Below are 18,032 nucleotides of genomic sequence, written 5' to 3'. Positions count from 1 at the left end.
GTAAATGGGTTGATGAATAAGTAAGAGAGGCGGGCGAAAAGCTCGCCTTTTTCTTTACCTATCTTTTTACTTTGATTGTTACTTTGATTGAAAGTTAAGCTCATTTGAACCATAATAACTGGACCATATGAACCATAGGAGCTTGATATGGCAACTGCAGCATTAAAAAGCTTCAAACCGAAACAACCTCATAAAGCCAATTTCTGGTTTATGTTGGGTATTGAAGACGCTGAAACAGGTCGCACTGATGCGGTTCACAAAGGCTTTGAGCCAAAGGTGTATCGCAATATTGTTGAGCGTGTGAAGCTTTCTCAGAGTGAGTTTCAAAACGTCACATTGATACCTGTCAGCACGGTCAAGCGTCGTCTAAAAAACGATGAACGCTTCAATACGCAAGAAAGTGATGCAATCTATCGATTAGCGATGTTATTGAAACTCGCGACAGAACTGTTTGACGACGAAGAGCGCGCGTTAAAATGGATGAGAGAGAATGTGTATGGCTTAGGTGGAAAACGTCCACTTGATATGGTCTCGACCACGGTGGATTTTGAAATCGTAAAAGATTTGATCGGCCGTTTAGAGCACGGGGTATTCTCGTAATATGAAGCTCTATCGTCTCACACAAAAGAAATTCGCTGACACGCCATTCAGCCCCGTTGGCGCAAAGTTGTTTGGAGGGCGATGGAATTCAAAAGGAACCGAAGCCCTCTACTTCTCTGAATCGGAATCCCTTTGCTCGTTGGAAGTATTTGTTCACGTAAACAACGATCCTGCTATCACCAAACTTTACGATTTATATCGTATTGAAATGCCAGAATACCTCATCGCCACCTTAGATGAAGAAGATCTCCCTGTGACGTGGCGAGCAATACCGGCGAGCGAGTCTACGCAGTACATTGGTGATCAGTTTCTCAATGATCCTCATCCAGAGTTTGCCGCGCTGCAAGTGCCTTCAACGATTTCACCTCGTGATAAAAACTACGTGGTGAATCCAAATCATCCCAAAATGAAAGAGATCATCAAGAAAGCCGAAAAGCTCGATTTCGCGTTTGATCCGCGCATTTTCAAATAGACGCCTAGCTTTGTCTTGCTTTAAAGCATTCAGCGCTTACCTGAGATAAGCGCTGAAGCATAAAAGTTTATTCCCTTGGTTATTGTCGGTCGTAAGTGAACTGTTGCGCTTCATTTGTACTGTTGTGGTAATGCCCAAGCACCAACTCAGCACCTTTGTAAGATAAATGGCTGTCATCCGTATACATCGCATTGTTTGCTCCAACTCTCATTCGACATACGCCATTTCTGCAAATGGCATCGGTCAAGTCGACAAACTCAACGTGCTCAAATTGCTCAAAGTAGTTCACTAACTTCGCCACGTTTTGAGGGTGATGTTGTTTGGGAGAAAAGTCGCAGGCAGACTCTTCTGTCTCGCCAAACAAACGCGCTTTCCAAAGGCATTCTCCTACCGCAAACGGTGCAGAAGGGGTTGGACCGAAAACGACCACTTCCTTTCCTTTCAGTTCATTCAATAATTTGGTTAATGATGCTTCATAATCGGCTTGTGAAAGCTCTTTATTGAAATTAGAAGAGATAACAACGCGACGAATGGAAGGGGTACTTAGAATGGTATCGACAGCCTCATTGAAGAACTGTCGGCAAGAAATTGAGCCAGCAGCTTCTAGGATGTCGACATAACCGACCGCACAGGAATCTTGAGTAAGTTGCACCACGCCAGTTGGTGTTACTTCAGATAGACGCTTCACGTAAACCATGCTGTGACTATTGCCTAACACAGCGATGGCGGGCTGCGGCGCAGACGAGCACACATCGTTAACGTTGGTGTTGCCGTTGCAATCTAAACCATAACCGTTGTTAACGCGCATGGCCTCGAAAAATGCGCTTCTTTCTGGAAAACCACCGTTTTGATGACCGATAACGCCGAGCGTTAGCAAGGGCAACGTCAACAACACAATAACCGCGGACACAGTGCGCATGCTCATGGCTTTTCGGCTACGGAACGGCTTTTCAATAAAGCGCCAAGTGAAGTAAGACAGTACAAAAAGAGCGATAACGTAAAGCGGGATATTGACGTCTTGTGTTGTGTCCAACATGTAGCGGTAAAAGACAAATAATGGAATGTGCCACAAGTATAAGCTGTAGCTGATTAAGCCGACGAACACGACCCACTTTAGGCTCAGTAATCTACCGCAGACATTGCCTTTAGAGGCAAACAAAATCACCAACGCGCTACCGATGACCGGCACCAGCAGCGTAATGCCCGCGCCATCTTGCGATTTTTCAAACAAAAGCGCGGAAGCCAATATCAAAACGATGCCAATGGTTGCTAGAGTATCGTTAGATTGAACTTGGACTTTTCTCATCACTAATGCGAGTAATGAACCGGTTGCCAGCTCCCAAGCGCGAGAGAAGATCATGTAAAAAGCGAAATCAGGATCGTTGCTCGCGTAGACAATAGTCATCAAACTCAGCACAAATACCGTGATAAAAAAAGTCAGGTAAAACGCGTTTTTGCCACGAGCGAGTAGCATGAGTAGCAAAGGAATGACAATGTAGTATTGTTCTTCAACGCCCAAGCTCCAAGTGTGAAACAGCGGATTGGCTTGATCTTCTAAACCGAAGTAATTGTGGCCTTTCAAATACAGAAGAATGTTGGATGAAGAGAGAATGGAAGACACTGCGAACTGACCAACGTCTTTGTGTGCTTGCGGCAAAAATAGCCACCAAGACATCAAATAGCTGACGGCGATCACCACCAGTAAGAGGGGGAGTATGCGACGAATGCGTCGCTCATAAAAATCACCAAGGCTGAACTTCTGGTTTTCTAAGTCGTTAATCACGATGGTGGTGATCAAATAGCCGCTGATCACAAAAAACACGTCGACGCCAATAAAGCCACCAGCGAATTGCTCAACTCCTGCATGAAACAAAATCACCAACGTGACAGCAATAGCCCTTAATCCGTCTACTTCTGCTCTGTAAGTCATATCGTGTTGCTCCAACATTCCGTTTAATGAAGTAGAGCAAAATATGAACCAGAAATAATGTTTATTTAAATCAGTGCCTTAAAGTGATTTTCAAAATGAAAATGCTAGGTGGGTTAACGAATTCCCAAATTGAATTTCAATATGGAAACCCCATAAAGAATGATCTTAAGAAGCGCTAAATCAAAGAACGTAAAGCGCGAGGCACTTAGACTTCATTGAAAATGATTACGCTAAAGAAACGATGACAGAGAATACGATTCAGGAAAAAATTGCCAGCTTTACTTGTATCGAAGAGGCTTTGAATTACTTCGACATCGAGTTTGATAGCCGATTTATCGAAAACAATCGAACCGAGTTGGTTAAGAGGTTTAACGGCTACTTAATCCTCACTAAACCGGATGATTGGTTTTCAGGTCGTCGTGCTTTAAAGAATGCTTACTGTAAAGTACAACGCAGTTTGCTCAGTAAAACGACGCGCTCTGCGTGTCGAGGTTGTACATCTTGTCAAAGACGTTAATTCTGGTGGCTTGCCTAAAAAGAACCCTGCATCTTGGCGTTACAGGGGGAAGAGCAAGGTTCTTTTGGTTTCGCTATTGGTTTGTCGCGAGTTGCGAATCAGCTTTACGTAGATGAATTAACCCGCGTGGTACGCAGGGTAGTCCACTAAGCCTTTTTCACCGCCGCCGAACAATGTGGCAGGGTCATGTTCTGCCAGTGGATAGCCATGCTTGATGCGGCTTGGTAAGTCTGGGTTTGCAACAAACGGACGGCCAAAACCAATCATGTCGGCTAAACCACTTTCAATCGCGTGTTGCGCCTTTTCATCGTTGTAACGACCGGCATAAATCAGTGTACCTTTGTACGCCTCACGAACTGCGGTTTTAAAGTTGTGCGGAGTGTCTGGCGCGTCGTCCCAATCTACTTCTGCAATGTGAATGTAAACCACATTGAGTTTATCAAGCAGCACAGCAGCAGCGGTGTAGGTTTCGACTGGCGTACTATCAACGGTGCCATTTAACGAAGTGAATGGTGCAAGACGAACACCAACACGCTCAGCGCCAATAGCTTGCGTCATCGCTTCTATCACTTCACCAAGAAAACGCAGACGGTTTTCAATAGAGCCACCGTATTCATCGGTGCGGTTATTCGCTTCAGAATCGATAAACTGGTTAACCAAGTAGCCATTCGCTGCATGAAGCTCGATACCATCGAATCCGGCTTCTATCGCGTTTAGTGCGGCTTGGCGGTACTCTTCAATAACGTTCTTGATGTCTTGTTTGGTCATTTCACGTGGCACAACCACGTCGACAAAACCCGGTTCGTCTGTGCCGTTATCGACAAATACTTTCACGTTTTCTGCTTTTAGCGCAGAAGAAGAAATAGGTTGCTCACCGCCAATGTTATCAGGGTGAGTCACACGACCAACGTGCCACAATTGCGCGAAGATAGTGCCGCCTTTCTCGTGCACTGCATCAGTTACTTTTTTCCAGCCAGCAATTTGCTCTGGGCTGTAAATGCCTGGTGTCCATGCATAGCCTTGACCCATTGGCGAAATTTGTGTGCCTTCAGCAACGATTAGGCCCGCTTCAGCACGTTGAGCATAGTAGGTCGCCATCATGTCGTTAGCGATATTACCTGGTTGAGAAGCACGAGAGCGCGTCATCGGAGGCATAACGATACGGTTTTTTAATGAGAGAGAGCCAAGTTGAATGGGTTGAAATAATGCGTCTGTCATAGGAAACCTCGTTATTTGTGAGTTTGGATGAGTTCGATTTGGTAACCATCGGGATCTTTAATGAACGCGATGTGAGTTTCTCCGCCTTTCATTGGACCTGGCTCGCGAGTAACGTTGCCACCAAGCGCTTTAATTTTTTCGCAAGCGGCGTAAATATCTTCAGACCCCAGTGCCATGTGTCCGAATGCGTTACCCAAGTCGTAACTGTCGGTATCCCAGTTATAAGTTAGCTCGATGGTCGCGCCATCTGGTTGATCAGGGTTACCAACAAACACCAGTGAGTAACGGTATTCTTGGTTTTCAAAACGATCCAAAACACTCATTCCCAGAACTTTTGTATAAAATTCGATAGATTTGTCTAGGTCAGCTACACGGATCATCGTGTGGAGAAGCTTCATAAGTCGCCTTTTCATAACGTTGCGTAATCACTATGCAAACCATATCGCCACTCTAAATAAACTGGAAATTATCGTTAATTATTAAAATGATTATTTAGTGTTATGAAAAGCGAGGTTGCTGGCCCTGCAACATGCAAACAAAGATTACTCGCCGTTTCTTTTTAATTGTTGGCATATGCTAATTTCTCTTTTGAGAAACCGAGTAACTATCATGTCTACAAACAGCTATTGTCATTACACTCACGAATCTCATCATCAATGTGCGGTTTGTTCTTCAATTAATGTGAATCCGAACTCTTTGGCCGTGAACTACCAATACCTAGCCGATGGTTCTGTTGTCGGAGAGTTTCACGTTTTACCGCGTCATCAAGGTTACACAGACCTGTTGCATGGTGGTATTGCCAGTTCGCTTCTCGATGGTGCAATGACGCATTGTTTGTTATCTAGAGACATTCAAGCCCTTACGGCGCAGTTGGATGTGCGCTACCATGCACCTATTCAGTTAGATGATCGAGTCACGATTACTGCACACTGTGAAGGTGAACGACGCGGTATATATCAACTGGTGGCTCAATTGCGGGTCGAAAGCGAAGTTAGAGTGACGGCTAAAGGGAAGTTTATTCGTCCTAAAAAGGCATAAATAAAAACGTGTTCTACGGAGAGGCAATGAAGAAATTTGATGAGCTGTATGCAATTGCGACGAGAAAATCTCAATATGACCAAACCAACACTTGGTTTAAAGGCGTAGAGACTTATCTGGAGGCCATTGGCAAAGAAGTTGATGAAGTCCGCGAAGAGATTCGTGAGGATCGCCTTTGTCATTTGGAAGACGAGTTAGGCGATGTGTTGTGGAACTATCTTAACGTATTAAAAGCGCTGGAAAGAGAAAAGGGCATAGATCCTGAGAAAGTACTCGAAAGAGCCTGCAACAAATACGATCAGCGTGTATCTGCGATTGAGTCGGGACGCAGTTGGGATGAGATAAAACAGCAGCAGAAACAAGCCTTGAACGCAGAGCATGAAGCCGCGCAGTTAGAAGATGTAAAGAGCCAATAACTGCGCTTGGTATTGAAAGGGTTGGTTAATAGGGAATACCTAGTCAGCCCTTGGAACTGTTGACCAACAGTAGGTCACAAGGTGGTTGATCAAGTAACGTGTCTACAGTGCTGCCAGACCAAAATTGAGATGACATGCTTCGTTTACATGCCCCCATAATCAAAATCGCTGCTTGTGATTGCTTAACTGCTTTTGGTAACGCCGTTTCAGGGTTTCCTTCCGGTAATAGTAATGGAACTCGCGTTAACTTTTGCGCACTAATAAAATCTGTAATGCCTGCTTTTTGATTGCTTAATATCTCTGCACGATAGCGAGAGAGGTATGGTGCGACGTATCGGCAGTAAACGAGCGTCATTTTCCCGCTTAAGGTTTGTTCTAATTTTGAGCCTCGCGAGACGATGGCTTTATCTACTATCGACTTTTCATCCCCTCGATGAAGTGGGTCGATTGCACAAAGCATGTTGGCGTGAGAAGGCCATGACCGCTCACTCAGTAGCAACAAGTCGCAATCTTGTTGTGCTAGTTCTGTGAGCATCGTTTGAATCTCGTGTTTGTTAAAGTGTCCCACGAGCAGTAAGTCAGTGTGGTCAACAAGTCGTTTCGCAACTTGCTCAACCCAATGGCTCCCTTTGAAATGCTCGTAAGAGAGCGTTGGTGTTTCAAGCTCTTCTTCTTCACAAAGTTCGACAATTAATGCGTTGAACTTTAAGGTCCAAGCTTCAAACTCAGCTTGTCTTTTTTCTATATGGTCAGAGTTGAAACTGAGAAAATGAGCGAATGCGTGATCTTCACTTCGGCGATGGTCTTCCACTAAAACCACAATAGGCTGAGCCAACGCTGTCGAAAATTGAATCACTTTACGAAGCACCTTACGACTTGGTAAGGCGGCCTGCTGAGTCAGAAAAAATACAGGTGCCATTGATTACTCCATTATCAAACAAGGCGAATGAGCCTGACACACATTCAAGTCTATACCATGAACTGATGCAGAGGCGTTTTGTTTCTGCGAGCGAAATATAAATTCCGCAATTAAGTCAACTATCGCCTAGAATTTTAACATCAAGAATTCATGCCTTCGGATAGCACATATCGTCAATGCGGCGAATGTGGTAGTGAAAGCTATAGGTAAAAGTAATGATAGATTCCAACCAATTGCAAATTAACCGCAAAGTGCCACATTTGCTTGCTGAGATCATTAAAGCGATAGAATCGACCGAAGACTTGAGCTTTTTGAAAGACTATCAAGAAGCACAGATTGCGAACATTTTGGAATCGGTCAACATTGCTTACCGTAAGCGTGTCATAGAAGCAGTGCCGCCTGAGAAGTATTGGACGGTACTAAATTTGCTCCGATACGACACCGCCAAGCACATTCATCAATCACTCAATAAAGACTTACAACATGAACGCTTGGCGTACATAACGGATTCTGAACTGATCATCTTTGCGGACTTTCTACCGACCGAATTTGTAGATGAATACCTTATTGATCAAAGTGAAGAGTCTGTCGCGCATATCCAACAAGCATTGTCGTATGAAGACAACAAAGTTGGACGTTATGCCGAGCCTCACTTTCTGGTCGCAAACCCTAAAAACAGCGTAGGAGGCATCAAAACCGAGCTGCTAAAACGTGGGCAAAGTCCAGTGCGGTTGATTATTGTGCGTGATGCAAGTGGTGTGATTGGTACGATAGAGCCGCAAACCCTGTTGCTGCACGAAAATCATATCAAACTTACCGACTTGACCGTAGTTACGCCAATTCTAGAAGATATTCAAACGATTCAAAGCGTCAGCAAACAAGTCTCGATTGATGGTGGAGCACATTGGTTTCCTATCATGGCTGGTGGCAAAATTATGGGCGTCTTGTCGATGGCGACCATCGCGATTACGTTGCGCGAACTCAGCCTACAAGCTGTAGTGGCAGAAAACGTACGAAGCGAAGAAGATTTGTTCACACCATTAAGCGTGGCGACAAGGTTAAGAGCACTTTGGCTAGTGATTAACTTGCTGACCGCTTTCGTAGCCTCCGCCATCATTGGGCTTTTTGATAATGTGGTCGAGCAAGTCGTTGCGCTTGCGATCTTAATGCCTGTCGTGGCGAGCATGGGCGGCATCGCGGGTAGCCAAACCTTAGCGGTGGCCATTCGAGGTATCGCACTAAACCACTTGCACCAAAGTAACTTGAAGCTATTGGTGAATAAGGAATTAAAAATCGCCACCATTAATGGTTTAATTATGGGATTGGTGATCGCGGGTGTCGTTTACATGGTGTTTGACTCTTTGCCATTGGCGCTTATTATTTGCTGTGCCATTTTCCTCAATAGTTTGGCGGCCGCGGCATCGGGTACGTTGATACCATTCACGTTGAAAAAGTTTAACATTGACCCCGCCGTGGCTGGCTCGGTAGTATTGACAACCGTTACCGATGTCGTCGGTTTCTTTGCGTTCTTAGGCTTAGGTGCCATTTTCTTGATATAGAAAGCTAATTGACGCGCTAACCCGCTGATCCAATCTCTCCATTTCCCAACCCAATATTTTGGGCAAGTTTGCTTCGCTCAAAATTCCTCCGTTTTTCATAAACGCTGAACACGCCGTTTAAGCTTTCATTTCATCAATATTTTTCACTGCTCATTTCTATCCCAAAACTTTCCATTGCCGATCTCGCTTAACGCTGGTGTGCCAAATGCCATGCCAATTTCAAACGCCAAATGATGCCAATTTTCTTGGCTGTACACGCATTACTTCGCTCAAACAAAAAAATAAGGAAAAGATTTTGAACAAACTCATCTTATTCACTGGTGGTCCCGGTGCAGGAAAAACCTCGGTTATCGAACAACTAAAAATACAAGGCTTTATCTGCGCGCCAGAAACCGGCCGTCAAATAATACAAACGCAGGTTGCCAATCACGGTTCAGCATTACCTTGGAATGACAAACAAGCTTTTCGAGACGAAATGATGAAGGCAGAAGTGAGTAATTACCGAGCTTTCAATGCCCACCAAGGGGACGTGTTTTTTGATCGCAGTATTGTGGACGTATATGGCTACAGTAAGTTGGAACAACTTCCAATCTCGCATGAGCTCATCACGCATTGCCAGATGCTTCGTTATCATTCTCAAGTATTCATTTTTCCACCGTGGACGTCGATATTCAGCAACGACGAAGAGCGAAAGCAAGATTTTTCTGAAACGGTGGCTACGTATCAACAGATGGTCAACGCTTATCACAAATTTGGTTATCAATTGATCGAAGTGCCCAAAATGTCAGTCGAAGACAGAGTAGCGTTTATTCTCGGCTCAGTCATCGAACAAGGCTGAAAGATGATTGATGCAAACAAATGCGTAAGGCTATTGTGAGCACGACAACAATATGCGTAAAGGGAGTTATTTATACTGGATAAAATTCAATAACTTAATTGAGTGTTATGTCTTTTAAATATCTTACCTTATTGCTCGCAACGACGAGCATGAGCAGCTTTGCTGATGTAGGCCTGCCTTCGGGGGATGATTGGTTAAACCATGTGACGAATGGCCTAGCCCCATATTGGATGATGGAAAGCGCGCATGGACAACCTGCGGGGAATTTTCCGACTTTTCGTTGTGATAACGGTGTCATTCTCGACCCACAAAAGCCGTGTGAAGAATTAAACAAAGGGTGGATTAGCCCGCACTTCGATCGCGAATACACCCGCATGAAATCGCGCCAAACTTACGCTTATGGCGTGCTTTTTCATCTTACGGGTGACAAGCAAGCATTAGAGCTGGCAAAGAAAGGGGCTTATTACCTGATTGATCATCTACAAGATGAGAAAAACGGCGGCTTTGTGAGCTTTACGCGTAGTGGGAAACCGGGGATGGAGTGGCAACAACGAACTTCTCAAGACCAAGCATACGCCTTAGTGGGTTTGGCGATGTACTACTACTTGACTCAAGATCCAAAGGTCGAACAAGCGCTTATCGACCAGCAAGCGTTTATATTTAAACAATACCGACGAAGCGATGATCGCGGTCTGGCGTGGGTTTTGAAAGACGGTGATGGGGAAAGTGCGAAGCAGCAAGAGCTAGTCGCTCAACTTGACCAGATCAATGGCTATCTGTTGTTAACGGCGCCACTTTTACCACCGCCAGCGCAAGCCAAGTGGAAACAAGATCTGCAATGGCTGACGAAAGTGATGCTAGATAACTACCATTCCGTCAAAGAGCAGCGCTTTTATGGCGCGATACACCACAAAGCGGTAATGATGCCAGATGCGAAACACAATGATTTTGGACACACCATCAAAGCGTATTGGATGACGTATCTGACAGGTCAGTTGTTGGAAAATTCAAAGTGGACAGAGTTTGGTTTCAAAGGAATGAAACACACACTTAAACAAGCGCAATACCAGCAAAACTTTGAGCAAGTCAAAGCGCGCTTCTCACCAGAAAGGCAGAGCTATGCTTCTCTTTGATATTATCCGACAAAACGTTAGAGTACTAGCTAATCGAGTACACAATGCAAATCTAGAATCATCTGGCTGCATTTTGATTGTTAATGTGAAGTATTTGAAAGTCGAAAGGGAATATGGGAAAGCTCCTCAACTATCTAGAGTTTCATTAGCAAGTATAATTTCTCAAGAAGACAAGTATAACTTTGATTCGAGTGCTTATGTTCGTGGTCAAATTGCCAATATGTGTGAAGCTAGTGCTAAAGCTCCGATCAATACAAAGTTTCAAATTGTAAGCGGTCAGTATGACGATTCATACTCGACAGCAGTCTTGTTTATCAAATGTACATGGGAATAACATGAGAATTGTTAACGTTTTATTCGTAGTGCTCCTTGTTACGGCATGTAACGATACTACGTCAAAGTTTGAGGTAACTAAAACGACAGAAAGCCTCCTAACTAAGAACCGAGAAGCTCCAGAGCAGTTGTACAGCGAAGCAAATAAATTTTATGAACAAGGTGATGTGCAAGGAGCAAAGTCTTTATTGATCAAAGCTATCGAAGTGGATGATGTTCATAGTAAAGAGCTTTTAGGGGTAATCCTTCTGAAAGAGCCAAAAGTCATGGATGTTAAGCGGGGCTTTTCTTTAATCTCAGAGGCTGCTGATGATGGGTTGGCTAGTGCACAATTTTATTTAGGATCATGTTTGTATGATGATGGCTGTGGTTTACCTGAAAATAAGGTGCTTTCAGCCTATTACTTGACGCAAGCGTTAAATAATGGTGAAGGTGGTGCACAAATGCTACTTGGATTTCTAGATGAAGAAATAGGTGACACTGCGATTGATCAAAAAACATATGCGGTAGAGCTGAATCGCTATATAGAACAACTCAATTAATATTGCGGCTTAATGTTTTATAGGGTTTTAATCGAACCTCAAACAGAGAGTGCTGGACTTCTACAAAGCAGTAGAAGCCACAGCGAATCTGCAACAATAATCGAGTGTGTAATAGAAAATAAAAAGCCGTCAGAACCAACTGGTTTTGACGGCTTTTTATTCTATGACAGGTAGAGGATTCAATTTTCAGCGCGATAGGTCCATGAAAACTTAAGTGAGATTCCAATCACGTCGCATAATCTCACTAGTGTCATTGGAAATAAATGAATTGTTTCTGATACATAGAACGTATTAACATGGTTGCACTGGGCCCATATGAGTAAACTTATTGAATATACAATTTGAGAGAGAGGGTTTAGTTTTAAAAAATAACAGTTAGTTGGAATCTAGGTTAAATGAAAATAAAACTATTTAAAAAGCTACAAGTTGTATTTCTTGTGGTGTTGTTTCTCTAGGTTGTCCAAGCGGAAGCATGATCTAAAACGCTTATTTTATTCAAATAAATGGAAAGAAATGAAAGTGGAATTAAAAAATAACTATTCAGAATCAGAAATAAACCAGCCACCATCGGTACTTCTTGTTACGTCTCTGTTGTGTCTGGCGTCCGTTTGTTGGGCTGCATTGCTGTTGGCCATTGAATATATTGTTGGGATAGAAATGAGTGGTACAGGCTTTCTTAGCACGTTAATCCCAGCCATGATTGTTGGTTATTACTTCGGCTACAAGACTGGAGATGTAATGCCATCAAAAACAAGATGGTATGCTGTTTTACTGTGGACTTTAGCAAGTTTGGTAGTGTTCTCTCTTATCTTAATGTCGTTAGATATTTCTCCGTTTTATTTATTATCTGAGCTCGGTGGGGTAAGTATTTTTATTGCTATCATAATGCTAATAACGATTGGCATCGCCTACTTAATTTTAAAAAGTGGTGAGAAAATGGCGATTAGAGTATTACTCAAAGCCAAGGAAAGTCAGTAGATAAAATACAACAAACGATTCAATTAGGATCATGACAAGACGCCAGCCATAATGTGCTGGCGTTTTAGTTTCCTGTTTGTAGGATTTTTTGTCTAAAAGGCAAACCCATTTATTGTGTTGTCGTTTGAGTTAATGGTTTATGCCTTGTACGCAAGATAGCTTAGCAGGTTTATGTATCGAGAAACGTGTGTATAATTCGCCACGAATTACGATTTATAGATATGAAAGGTAAGTATGGCAGTCCTCGAAATTCTCTCCATTCCAGACCCAAGGCTTAAAGTAAAAGCAGAAAAAGTCACTGATGTATCGACAGTACAAACGCTGATAGACGATATGCTAGAAACACTTTACGCAACGGGCAATGGTATCGGTTTAGCTTCAACCCAAGTAGGCAGAAAAGAGGCGGTTGTTGTCATCGATATCTCTGACGAACGCAATGATCCTTTAATCTTGGTTAACCCAGAAGTGGTGAGCGGAGAAAACAAAGCACTTGGTCAAGAGGGATGCCTCTCTGTTCCTGAGTACTACGCAGATGTAGAGCGTTACACGTCAGTTGTTGTTTCTGCACTAGACCGTGATGGCAACCCGATTACAATCGAGAGCGATGAGTTCTTGGCGATTGTGATGCAGCACGAAATTGATCACCTATCTGGTAACTTGTTCATTGATTACCTTTCACCGTTAAAGCAAAAAATGGCGATGAAAAAAGTGAAGAAGTACGTAAAAGCGAAAGCTAAGTAATATGAAAGGAAGTAACTCACAACCGCGAGTTACTTCCTTTTAAATCAAGAATAGGAAGGTAGTGAGAGCGGTTTATCTCTGTTTTTGGGGGACATAACGCTTTACGACCTTCATAAGCTTCTGAAATGAAGAACAGTCCATATGTGACTCATGAGGGCAGGTGGCAACATGGTTTAGGCTGTCTCGCACCGCTTTCAAACGTTTTATTTGCTCATCAATCTCAAGTGCCTTTTTCGTTAGTAAGTCACGATCGATATATGGCTTTGAAACTTCTGATTGATTCAACATTTCTGCCATTTCGTTAAGCGATATTCCAGCGATACGCCCCAAACTAATTAAATTGAGTGTATTGAGTACCTCTGATGAATATTGGCGTCTCAATCCATTCCTTCCTATCGAGCGAATTAACCCCAGCTGTTCGTAATACCTGAGCGTTGAAGTCGGCAATCCTGATTTTCTAACCACTTCTGCAATATCCATATTATTCCCCATTGACTTCAAGTTGGCTTTAAGTTGTAGCATGCAACTAAGACCTTAACAAATCAAAAACTTGAGGAGAGAAAAATGCTGCTTTTAATGGGATTGCAAGCTGTGCTAATAGGGATTGGTGCCACTTTGATAATGGATTTATGGGCATGGTTACAAAGGAGAGTGTTTGGTATTCCTTCATTAAACTATGCGTTGGTTGCGCGCTGGGTTTTGTACATGCCCCAAGGAAAGTTTATGCATGCGCCAATTATGGCGTCAGAGGCGATGCCGGGAGAAAAGTCACTTGGCTGGTTTTTGCATTATGCCATCGGCGTTACTTTCGCTTTGGCTCACGTTACTGTTTTTGGTCATCATTGGTTGGTAGAGCCCAGTCTAATGCCCAGCTTAATTACAGGCGTGGTAACGTTGATCTTCCCATTTTTGGTCATTCAACCTTGTCTAGGATTTGGTTTTGCTGCGAGTAAAACCCCAACACCTTGGAAAGCCCGTTTTCTTAGCACATTGGCGCATTTGGGTTATGGTTTGGGTTTATTCATAGCCGGGTTTGCAATCAAAGTTACGAGCCAGTATTTTGCATAGAGAACATGAGCATCATGCAAACGAGTGGTTTTTATCTATGATGCTCAACTCTTGGTTGTTTTTTGCGCTTTGATCATAGTTGACCGATATGTCTAAAGTCTGTTGCATTTATCCAAGACGTAAAGTCGGCGGACATTTAACATTGCCTTAACGTCAGAATGGCAAGCGGTTTACCAAGAAAAACTAAAATTATCTGGTTTGACATAAAGAATATTAAGGGTTTCAGATGGCTTCAAAAGTGGCAGGGATATCAATACTGAGTTTATTGGCAGCGCCAGTTGCGATGGGAGAAACAGCCAGTGCTTATGATTTATGTTTGCTAGACAAAATAAAGCAAAGCAAAGGTGAGGAAACCATAAAGAGCATTCGCGTGCAGTGTGAGCTTGACACAGTAACCAGCACAGTGCCCGCAGATCCAGAAATTGAAGAGCCTGAAGAACTTCAGGAAAGCTTGGTCGACAAGCGTTTGGAATCAGAACGAGAAAACGCGTTCGAACCGTTTAGCCTAGTCGCGCATCGCGTTAACTATATTCTTCCGTTTACGTACAGTGATCGAGTAAATAAACGCGCGTATGCCGACACCAAATACGGCGATGAACTGCGTAAGGAAGAGGCGGAGTTCCAAATCAGTTTTAAAGTACCAATGAACTATGATGACTTGTTGTTTGATGGCGATGGTCTGTTTTTTGGAATGACTCTTAAATCATTTTGGCAGGTATACACGGGTGCAGCATCTCGTCCATTCCGTGAAACCAATTATCGTCCAGAGCTTTTTTACTACACCCCAACTGACTGGATACCACTTGATGGTTCGACTTGGTTAGGTTTTGGTATTGAACATGAGTCTAACGGTCAGAGACAGGAGCTATCGCGCAGTTGGAACCGTGTCTATGCCAACGTAACCTTTGCAAAAGACAATTTTGCGGTTTCTATCCAGCCTTGGTGGCGTATACCTGAAGATGAAAAGACATCGCCTAATGATCCCAAAGGTGATGATAACCCGGATATCGAAGACTATATGGGACACTTTGAGCTATCGAGTGCTTACAAGTGGAATGGTTACGAGTTTACCTTTTTAGGTCGCCAGAACTTTCAAACACATAAGGGTTTTGCAGAACTGGGTGTGTCATTTCCGATTTGGGGCAAAGTTCAGGGGTACGCACAATACTCAGCGGGTTATGGTAAGAGCTTGATCGACTATGATCATAATCAGCAGCGGATTGGTGTTGGTATTGCAATCAACGGTGTTTTGTAGTTTTTCGTAGATGGATAGAAATTAACACTGGCAATTGAAATTTCAATATTTAGAATGCGAGGCTGAAATTGATTTCTAACCTAGAGTGATTTTATGCTTCGTGATTACACCTTCGATTGTCTTGTAACTATGCCTCGCCATGAGCTGGAAGAGTTTAGTGCTCGTATGATCAGTAAAATGGTGCCAGAAGACGTGATGAATGAGCTGTTCACTTTTGATCAAGAAGAAGTGGATAGTGAAGACCGCATGTTGTCTGCACGTCTTGATGCAATGCTACGCATGACAGCAATCGCACTGAGTGAAATTCAACAAGCGTTTGATGACTCAGACAACGCAAAGCAAAATAGCGAGCGAATGACGCGATTGGTGCTTTGGCATTTCTACGCGATCTCATTCCGTTTGGAAGAGGCCATCACGCTAGAAACACACTGTGCTCTAGTGGAAAAACTAATCGAAAATGCACCTTCGGATGTTTTTGCGTGGGTAAAAACATTGACGGAGCTGCTGCACACTTACGCTGAAATCAACGCGAAAGAGAATCCTCAAGACTAAACACCTGTCGTTTATCGTTCAGTAAATTAGAAACAAGGCGAGCCATTTGGTTCGCCTTGTTTTTTCGCGTCAGATAAACCTTCGGGTTTGAAATACCAAACAAGCCTAGACTCAGATTTGTTCGTTCACTAGCGAACGGCGTGATTCCTTCTTACACTAAATCAAGGTGTTTGTTGCTAAACAAGCAAATGCATGACTAAGTCGTGTATTGTTTTCCACTTAAATGCGGATAATTTATGTCGAAGAACCTTCTGGTTTTTAAATTGGAACCGACTATTGAGCGTTCACGCTTTCCAGCTGAGCTTCATCTATCTAAAGGAAGTGAACGATGGATCCGTTAACGCAAGGTTTATTGGGTGCAGCTTTGCCACTGGCAGTGAGCAACAAGCGAAACCTTGCAGTTGTTGGCGTGTTGGGCGTGGTCTCTGGGATGGCTCCGGATTTAGATGTGCTCATCCGTTCTTCAACTGATCCTTTGCTGTATTTGGAATACCATCGCCAATTTACTCACTCGCTCTTGTTTATCCCGTTTGGTAGTTTCATTTGTGCTTTGGTGTTGTATCCATTGTTCGCAAAAAAGCGAGGACTAAGCTTCCGGCAGAGTTGGTTTTACTGCGCGCTTGGTTATAGTACCCATGCGTTATTAGACGCATGCACCAGTTATGGAACACAGCTTCTATGGCCGATAAGCAACACGCGTTATGCTTGGAACACTATTTCGGTAATCGACCCCGCGTTCACACTCCCTATTTTAATATTGCTTTTGTTTGTTGCACTGAAGCGAAGCCCAAACTATGCCCGCATTGCATTTTTATGGTGCCTGGCTTACCTAAGTCTTGGAATGATCCAGCGAGATAGAGCAGAAGTAGCTGGTTGGGAAATCGTCAAAGAGCGACAACACAACGCTATACAATTAAAAGCCAAACCAAGTTTCAGCAATCTTTTGGTTTGGAAACTAATTTATGAAACGGAAGAGAGCTACTATGTAGATGCCGTAAGGGTGGGGCGTTCAATAAAAATTTACCCTGGCGAATCAACTCCAAAGTTAAATATAAAAGAGCAATTTCCGTGGCTAAACCCGCAATCGCAACAAGCAAGAGACATCGAACGTTTCCGTTGGTTTTCAAACGGTTTTGTAGCGACGGATCCGAATAATGAAATGCGAATTGTTGATATGCGTTATTCCATCGTACCAAACCAAATTAATGCGTTATGGGGCATCAATCTATCCCCAAAAGCCAGCGCAGACGCGCACGTTGAATACACTGCTCATCGAGGAAGTACTGCAGAAGATCGCCAAGTTTTCTTCAACATGCTTACGGATTTTGAGTGATGGCTTTACTTTGGATACCGATGCGGTGTCGTAGTAACCATTACGTAGACTGAAAGTCCTTTACTAGGGTCGGCTTGCTAGCGAAGAAAATCTTGCCAAACAGGGACTTGTACTTCCAGCCAAGAGACAAAAGCCGTTTAGCTAAGTTCTTGTTTTCAATGATTGCAACCTCAACACCTTGGTAGTGGTAAGGATTGCTTTTGATATAGTCGATAAATGCAGTAAGCACGCCTTGCCCGCGAACGGAGGGTGCAAAGTTGACTGCTACAATAGAAAAGCGTTGGCTACCTGCTGGGCAACGGACTAAACAGTGCCCAAGAGGATGAGTAATAGTCTCAGAAAATTCAGGAAAAGGGCGAGACTCAAGCTCTTGAGAAAGCGCATCGTATCGCTGACATAGATAAGAAAATAGTTGTTTCGCTTCGCTGTTCATATCGGTGCCGCTTTTGTGTTGCTTGGTTTGAAGGCATTGATGTCTCAAACATTGTAACCATAGATAGCAACACAAAACGCGGTAAACTTTTTCAGTAATGATTTCCTATTTTTGAAACCTGAATTGTTACAAATGAAGTTGATTGGGTTTTATATGG

At 43.3% G+C, this 18,032-nt stretch carries 21 protein-coding genes and 1 pseudogene; 16 read left to right on the top strand and 6 right to left on the bottom strand.

Annotated features, from left to right (window positions below; all coding sequences use genetic code 11):
- Positions 1-147 precede the first annotated feature (147 nt).
- Together R7035_RS18525 and R7035_RS18520 are read left to right on the top strand one after the other, a co-directional pair.
- Positions 148-600, top strand: coding sequence for an antitoxin Xre/MbcA/ParS toxin-binding domain-containing protein (locus tag R7035_RS18525; protein ID WP_005376498.1), 453 nt, complete (start codon positions 148-150; stop codon positions 598-600).
- 1 nt (position 601) lies between these two features.
- Complete coding sequence (locus R7035_RS18520) at positions 602-1,072, top strand: RES family NAD+ phosphorylase (protein WP_005376497.1); 471 nt, start codon at positions 602-604, stop codon at positions 1,070-1,072.
- A 79-nt stretch (positions 1,073-1,151) separates the two neighbouring features.
- Here the strand turns inward: R7035_RS18520 and R7035_RS18515 are convergent, their stop codons facing one another.
- Positions 1,152-3,002 (bottom strand): acyltransferase family protein, encoded by a 1,851-nt coding sequence (locus tag R7035_RS18515; RefSeq protein WP_318146221.1) that lies wholly within the window; start codon positions 3,000-3,002, stop codon positions 1,152-1,154.
- 241 nt (positions 3,003-3,243) lie between these two features.
- Between R7035_RS18515 and R7035_RS18510 the strand changes: the two genes are divergently transcribed.
- Positions 3,244-3,519, top strand: a complete 276-nt coding sequence (locus tag R7035_RS18510; protein ID WP_053349151.1) for a nitrogenase-stabilizing/protective protein NifW — start codon at positions 3,244-3,246, stop codon at positions 3,517-3,519.
- 117 nt (positions 3,520-3,636) lie between these two features.
- Here the strand turns inward: R7035_RS18510 and R7035_RS18505 are convergent, their stop codons facing one another.
- Both R7035_RS18505 and gloA read right to left on the bottom strand, forming a co-directional pair.
- Positions 3,637-4,737: an alkene reductase gene (locus R7035_RS18505; RefSeq protein WP_318146220.1), complete on the bottom strand. Its 1,101-nt coding sequence runs from the start codon at positions 4,735-4,737 to the stop codon at positions 3,637-3,639.
- Positions 4,738-4,748: 11 nt separating this feature from the next.
- Complete coding sequence (gene gloA / locus R7035_RS18500; RefSeq protein ID WP_033906507.1) at positions 4,749-5,135, bottom strand: lactoylglutathione lyase; 387 nt, start codon at positions 5,133-5,135, stop codon at positions 4,749-4,751.
- Between the two features lie 211 nt (positions 5,136-5,346).
- On the opposite strand from gloA, the gene R7035_RS18495 reads away from it, so the two are divergent.
- On the top strand, positions 5,347-5,775 hold the full coding sequence (locus R7035_RS18495; RefSeq protein WP_031781242.1) for a PaaI family thioesterase: 429 nt from the start codon (positions 5,347-5,349) through the stop codon (positions 5,773-5,775).
- Between the two features lie 26 nt (positions 5,776-5,801).
- Entirely contained in the window at positions 5,802-6,191 is a 390-nt protein-coding gene (locus R7035_RS18490; protein ID WP_005376487.1) for a MazG nucleotide pyrophosphohydrolase domain-containing protein, read from the top strand.
- Positions 6,192-6,234: 43 nt separating this feature from the next.
- On the opposite strand, the gene R7035_RS18485 is transcribed toward R7035_RS18490, so the two are convergent.
- A complete protein-coding gene (locus R7035_RS18485; protein WP_025767825.1) occupies positions 6,235-7,110 on the bottom strand; it encodes a universal stress protein in 876 nt (291 codons plus the stop codon).
- Between the two features lie 215 nt (positions 7,111-7,325).
- On the opposite strand from R7035_RS18485, the gene R7035_RS18480 reads away from it, so the two are divergent.
- The 7 genes and pseudogenes from R7035_RS18480 to def all read left to right on the top strand — a co-directional run bounded on the left by R7035_RS18480 (position 7,326) and on the right by def (position 13,234).
- Positions 7,326-8,669 carry a magnesium transporter gene (locus tag R7035_RS18480; RefSeq protein ID WP_017635328.1) on the top strand — a complete coding sequence of 448 codons (1,344 nt, stop codon included), beginning with the start codon at positions 7,326-7,328 and terminating at the stop codon, positions 8,667-8,669.
- A gap of 295 nt (positions 8,670-8,964) precedes the next feature.
- Positions 8,965-9,507 (top strand): AAA family ATPase, encoded by a 543-nt coding sequence (locus R7035_RS18475; protein WP_206954152.1) that lies wholly within the window; start codon positions 8,965-8,967, stop codon positions 9,505-9,507.
- 107 nt (positions 9,508-9,614) lie between these two features.
- Positions 9,615-10,625 (top strand): annotated as a pseudogene (locus R7035_RS18470) (AGE family epimerase/isomerase); the annotation flags it as partial.
- 1 nt (position 10,626) lies between these two features.
- Positions 10,627-10,974 carry a hypothetical protein gene (locus R7035_RS18465; RefSeq protein WP_064354737.1) on the top strand — a complete coding sequence of 116 codons (348 nt, stop codon included), beginning with the start codon at positions 10,627-10,629 and terminating at the stop codon, positions 10,972-10,974.
- A gap of 1 nt (position 10,975) precedes the next feature.
- Positions 10,976-11,515, top strand: coding sequence for a hypothetical protein (locus R7035_RS18460; RefSeq protein ID WP_318146219.1), 540 nt, complete (start codon positions 10,976-10,978; stop codon positions 11,513-11,515).
- 513 nt (positions 11,516-12,028) lie between these two features.
- On the top strand, positions 12,029-12,493 hold the full coding sequence (locus R7035_RS18455; protein ID WP_206954150.1) for an ABZJ_00895 family protein: 465 nt from the start codon (positions 12,029-12,031) through the stop codon (positions 12,491-12,493).
- A gap of 234 nt (positions 12,494-12,727) precedes the next feature.
- The gene (gene def / locus R7035_RS18450; protein ID WP_017635324.1) at positions 12,728-13,234 is read left to right on the top strand and encodes a peptide deformylase; all 507 of its coding nucleotides are present in this window, start codon (positions 12,728-12,730) and stop codon (positions 13,232-13,234) included.
- Positions 13,235-13,306: 72 nt separating this feature from the next.
- Here def and R7035_RS18445 read toward each other — a convergent pair whose 3' ends face one another.
- The gene (locus tag R7035_RS18445) at positions 13,307-13,714 is read right to left on the bottom strand and encodes a helix-turn-helix domain-containing protein (RefSeq protein WP_169644070.1); all 408 of its coding nucleotides are present in this window, start codon (positions 13,712-13,714) and stop codon (positions 13,307-13,309) included.
- A gap of 84 nt (positions 13,715-13,798) precedes the next feature.
- Here R7035_RS18445 and R7035_RS18440 point away from each other — a divergent pair, with 84 nt between their 5' ends.
- From R7035_RS18440 to R7035_RS18425, 4 genes are all read left to right on the top strand, one after another.
- Entirely contained in the window at positions 13,799-14,302 is a 504-nt protein-coding gene (locus R7035_RS18440) for a DUF2938 domain-containing protein (protein WP_025767821.1), read from the top strand.
- 226 nt (positions 14,303-14,528) lie between these two features.
- The gene (locus R7035_RS18435) at positions 14,529-15,557 is read left to right on the top strand and encodes a phospholipase A (RefSeq protein WP_064354739.1); all 1,029 of its coding nucleotides are present in this window, start codon (positions 14,529-14,531) and stop codon (positions 15,555-15,557) included.
- Positions 15,558-15,650: 93 nt separating this feature from the next.
- Entirely contained in the window at positions 15,651-16,109 is a 459-nt protein-coding gene (locus R7035_RS18430) for a hypothetical protein (RefSeq protein ID WP_005388759.1), read from the top strand.
- 328 nt (positions 16,110-16,437) lie between these two features.
- Positions 16,438-17,442: a metal-dependent hydrolase gene (locus tag R7035_RS18425; protein ID WP_154204330.1), complete on the top strand. Its 1,005-nt coding sequence runs from the start codon at positions 16,438-16,440 to the stop codon at positions 17,440-17,442.
- 40 nt (positions 17,443-17,482) lie between these two features.
- On the opposite strand, the gene R7035_RS18420 is transcribed toward R7035_RS18425, so the two are convergent.
- Positions 17,483-17,875, bottom strand: a complete 393-nt coding sequence (locus R7035_RS18420; protein WP_064354741.1) for a hypothetical protein — start codon at positions 17,873-17,875, stop codon at positions 17,483-17,485.
- Between the last annotated feature and the right edge of the window lie 157 nt (positions 17,876-18,032).

This window comes from Vibrio sp. 1731 (assembly GCF_033339955.1).
Lineage (GTDB): Bacteria > Pseudomonadota > Gammaproteobacteria > Enterobacterales > Vibrionaceae > Vibrio > Vibrio alginolyticus.
This window is presented reverse-complemented; position numbering and strand designations above follow the sequence as displayed.